Genomic DNA, 4,321 nt, shown 5'->3' with positions numbered 1-4,321 from the left:
GTGACAGTCTGTGCGGTAGTATCCGGCTTCATGAAGGGGCCCTTGTTGAGGGGAAACGCGTGTCGCAACACGTTTCTACCGCAACTGGGGCCTTCTTCAATTCAGGAACGCGACTTCTTCATGAATTATTCGGGCTAGTGCCTCGTTATTCGTACGACCGATTGAGCCATGAAAGCGCGGGCCTGCTCGAACACGAGACCTCCCGCCGTTTCCAGCATTCTGGTGCAACACTCATCTTCGAGCCCGGTCCGCTTGCGACGGAGGACGGCGGCGTCGATTTCGCATCGATCCGTTCGGCGATCAAGTCCCGCCTTCACCGGGCGCCTCAGTACCGGCGAAAGCTCCGTTGGATCCCGGTGGAAAACCATCCTGTCTGGGTGGACGATCGTGAGTTCAACCTCGACTACCACCTGCGTCATACCAGCTTGGCCCGGCCGGGCGGTCACGCGGAGCTACAGAAGGTGGCGGCCCGCGTTCAGTCCCAGCGCCTCGATCGCTCCCGGCCGCTCTGGGAGGGCTGGGTCCTCGAAGGGATGTCGGGTGGGCGATTCGCACTCGTGTTGAAGACGCATAACGCCATGGTGGATGGCGCCGGTGTCGACCTGCTGCAGGTTCTTCTCTCCCCCGACCCGGACGAGATCTACGAAGAGCCGCCGCTGTACCGGCCACGTCCGGTCCCCAGTGCGGCTGAGTTGGTGAGGGACGAGGTGCTTCGCCAGGCGAGGCTCCCGCGGCGTGTGCTGCGGCGTCTGCAATCCTTGATCGAGGATACCGAGAACCTGGCCGATGACCTCCGGCATCGAGCCGACTACATCGCACGGATGGTCGGTTTTACGTTGAAGCGATTGCCTGAAACTCCGCTGAACGGTGAGGTCGGGCCTCATCGCCGGTTCGCCCATCTCTCGCTACCTCTCGACGAAGCGAAGAGCGTCCGCACGGAGCTTGGCGGAAGTGTGCACGATGTCGTTCTTACCGTCGTGGCAGGTGCCGTTGCGCGCTACCTGCGAGCGCATCACGTGAACCCGGCCACACTCGATTTTCGCGCTGCGGTTCCGATGAGCCTGCGCCGGGGCGAGCGCAACGAAGGCGTCGAAGAGCGGATCCTCGAGCTACCCGTGTGGGAGCGAGATCCCGTACGCCGCTTCCAGCTGGTGCGAGAGCGCACCGAGGCGATGAATGAGGAGAGCCCGGCGCTGGGTGCGAAGACGCTCTCCGGCACGGCGGGCTGGACGTCCACTCGCATGATCGCTCTCGCCGCACGTTCGATCCGGGGAGCGGCCGTGCATCTCTCGATCACCAATGTCCCGGGCCCGCAGGTGCCGCTCTACCTCAAGGGCGCCCGGTTGGTCGAGGCCTACGGGAAAGTGCCCTTGCGTCACAACGGCGGGCTGGGCATCGCCGTGCTGAGCTACGACGGCCAGCTCTGCTTTGGCTTCAACGCCGATTTCGATCTGGTGCCGGACCTGGACGTCTTCACCGAAGCCCTGCAGGCTTCCTTCGAGGAACTCGTTCGCGAGGCGGCCCGGCGGGGTCGTTCGATCGCACTCGTGGGCGCTTGATTCGCGGACGGCGCTCAGTGCCGCCGTTCGTAGACGAGTCCGCTCTGGCGGAGCGCATTTTCCAGGAAAGGCTCGAGAGATCTTTCGAACACTCCGAGCACATGCCCGCCGGAGAACCACTGGATTTCGGGCTCGCCCCAATGTCGCCATAGGGCCCTGGGTTGATCGGGTCGAACCACGCGATCGGCGATGCCCGCGAAGATGAAGCGTCGATTCTTGGGCAGCCTCGGGTGGAAGCTGAGCGGCGAGACGACATGGCTGATGGCTCGCACGATCTCCCAGTCCATTTCGAACTCATCGTCGTAGCGCCGCATGACCCAAGGCATGTTGTCTTGCGCCGCGGTCGGAAAATCGACCATCGGAATCGAGGTGACGACCGCTTCGAGATCGTCTTCCATGCCGGCCACCAGGCTCGAAATGTAGCCACCCATCGAGACGCCGTAGAGGCCGATCCGTTCTCCGCCGCGAGCCCGGATCCAGGAGAGGATGCGACGCGTGTCCCAGGTACCCTGGCTGAAGAGGTGGATCATCTGCACGTAGTTGGCGTCGAGCACTTCGCGACCGCTGAAACGTGAACTGCTCCGCGATGCGTGAAGCGGCATCACCGGCAGCGCGACGTTCAGGCCCAGCGTTTCGTGCAGCATCTTCAAGGGGAAGCCCATCGAGCTGATGAGGGGCGTGCCCATGGCGAAACCGTGGAGGCCGACGATCCATGGCCGCGGCGGGCCCTCGTGTTCGAGAATGTAGGCGGCGGCGCGGCCGTTCTTCTCGTTCGACATCCACGCTTCCCGGCCGGGCTCGCCGACATGGGGCTCGAACTCGCTCTCGAAGCTGAGCTCCTGATAGCGCCAGCGTCCCGTTCCACCCCAGATTGTTTCGGGCGTGAGCTCGAAATCGTCGACGGGTGGTGGCGTTCGATGATAGGTGGCTGGATCGTCGATCCAGCCCATTTCTTCGAAGAAGGCCCGCATCTCGCCGGCCTCCTCGAACATGCTGCGGACCTGTTCCGGGAGGGGCACGCCTACAGCCAGACTCGTCGCCAGCTTGAACGTGCGATCCAGCGCTGCCTCGATGAGCAGGCCGAGCCGCGGCTCGAGGGGCGGTACTTCCCGGTAACGGGAGGCACCGCGAAACGCCGACCAAGCCTCGGAGACGAAGGTCCCTAATTGCTCGGCAGGAATCGTGAGCAGGCGCTCAGGCACACAGAGAAGATGCCGACATCCTCCGGCAGCGCTACCTCTCACTCCCATGCGCAACTTGACAGGACGTGTAGCGGCTGCAACTGGCGCAGCTTCCGGCATTGGGAGGGCCCTCGCGCTCGCTCTTGCGGCTGAGGGCTGCGAGTTGGCGCTCTCGGACGTGGATGAGGCAGGGCTGGAGGAGACCCGGCGACTGGCCGAAGCGCGAGGCGCCAAGGTGAGTACCGCCCACGTGGATGTGGCCGATCAGGTGGCCGTGGAAGCGTGGGCCGAGCAGGTCGTGCGCGCCCACGGTGCCGCTCACCTGATCTTCAACAATGCCGGCGTGGCGCTCGCAGGGACGATCTCGAACCTGACGGTCGAGGAGCTCGAATGGTTGATGAGGATCAACTTCTGGGGCGTCGTGTATGGAACGAAGGCTTTTCTTCCCCACCTCGAGCGAGCGGGAGAGGGTCATATCGTGAACATCTCGAGCGCGTTCGGACTGATCGCGGTTCCCGGCAACGGCGCCTACAACGCAGCGAAGTTTGGCGTACGCGGTTTCACCGAATGCCTGTCGATGGAACTCGAAGCGGCGCGTAGCGCGGTAGCGGTAACCTCGGTGCACCCGGGTGGCATTCGCATGCAGATTGCGCGAAATGCCAGGCTCGCAAGTTTGCAGACGGATGGGATGACTTCAGACGAACGTCATGACACGTTCACGAAGGTGGCTCGCACCACGGCCGAGACGGCGGCGCGACGCATCGTGGACGGCGTCAAGCGCGGAAAGCGCCGTGTCCTGATTGGCTCGGACGCACGAGTCCTTTCCGGCTTTCAGCGGGTCTTTCCCACCCTCTATCAGACGGCTCTGGCCCGTATCTCTCGACGCTGGGAATCGGGCCGCGTCTAACCCTCCAGCGAGGTTTCTCATCGCGCTGCGAACTCCTGCAGTGCCACCTACCCTGGAATCCAGATGCCCTGGTTCAGCTACCACGGAGGCCACTCCGGCGAGTTCTGCCGCCATGCCAAGGGCCGCCTCGAAGAGGTGGTGGAACGAGCGTGGCAGGCAGGCTTCACCCACTACGGATTGAGCGAGCACTGCCCGCGTATTCGAAGCGAGGACGTCTTCGAAGACGAAATCGATCTTGGTGTCGAAGGGTTGGGACGACTCTTCGCCGACTATCAGCTGGAAGCCGCGCGCCTGCGGGCTCTCTACTCGGATCGTCTCGAGATCCTCGTCGGTTTCGAGACCGAGCGCCTGCCTCCCGACGATTGGGCCAGGCTGATGACTCGGATTCGTGAAGATGCCGACCCCGATTTCATCATCGGGAGCGTTCACCACGTGAATGCCCAATGCATCGACTTTTCGAAGGAGCGCACGGAGACCGTCATGGCCGAGATCGGAGGCCGCATTCCCCTCGAGCGGGCGTACTTCGATGATCTTGCAGAGCTCGTCAGCGAATTGCGTCCGGAAATCGTCGGCCACTTCGATCTGATCCGGAAGTTCGATGGCGATGGGGCGGGCTTTGGGGATGAAGTCTGGCCCCATGTCGAGCGCGCACTCGAATCCGTCAAGGCGGCGAG

4 protein-coding genes are annotated in these 4,321 nt (G+C 63.4%); 3 read left to right on the top strand and 1 reads right to left on the bottom strand.

Annotated features, from left to right (window positions below; genetic code table 11):
* Positions 1-161 precede the first annotated feature (161 nt).
* Complete coding sequence (locus GY937_00220) at positions 162-1,559, top strand: wax ester/triacylglycerol synthase family O-acyltransferase (GenBank protein ID MCP5055130.1); 1,398 nt, start codon at positions 162-164, stop codon at positions 1,557-1,559.
* Positions 1,560-1,573: 14 nt separating this feature from the next.
* Here the strand turns inward: GY937_00220 and GY937_00215 are convergent, their stop codons facing one another.
* Positions 1,574-2,761, bottom strand: coding sequence for an alpha/beta hydrolase (locus tag GY937_00215; protein MCP5055129.1), 1,188 nt, complete (start codon positions 2,759-2,761; stop codon positions 1,574-1,576).
* A gap of 46 nt (positions 2,762-2,807) precedes the next feature.
* Between GY937_00215 and GY937_00210 the strand changes: the two genes are divergently transcribed.
* Both GY937_00210 and GY937_00205 read left to right on the top strand, forming a co-directional pair.
* A complete protein-coding gene (locus GY937_00210; protein ID MCP5055128.1) occupies positions 2,808-3,647 on the top strand; it encodes an SDR family NAD(P)-dependent oxidoreductase in 840 nt (279 codons plus the stop codon).
* Positions 3,648-3,710: 63 nt separating this feature from the next.
* A partial coding sequence (locus GY937_00205) for a histidinol-phosphatase HisJ family protein (protein ID MCP5055127.1) occupies positions 3,711-4,321 on the top strand: 611 nt, incomplete at its 3' end.

The sequence above is a fragment of the bacterium genome (genome assembly GCA_024228115.1).
GTDB lineage: Bacteria > Myxococcota_A > UBA9160 > UBA9160 > UBA6930.
The sequence above is the reverse complement of the archived record's forward strand: the minus strand, read 5'-3'. Positions and strand labels throughout refer to the sequence as shown.

Coding starts and splice junctions, on each gene's coding strand:
- GY937_00210 (MCP5055128.1), top strand. CDS start 2,808: ATGCGCAACTTGACAGGACGTGTAGCGGCTGCAACTGGCGCAGCTTCC.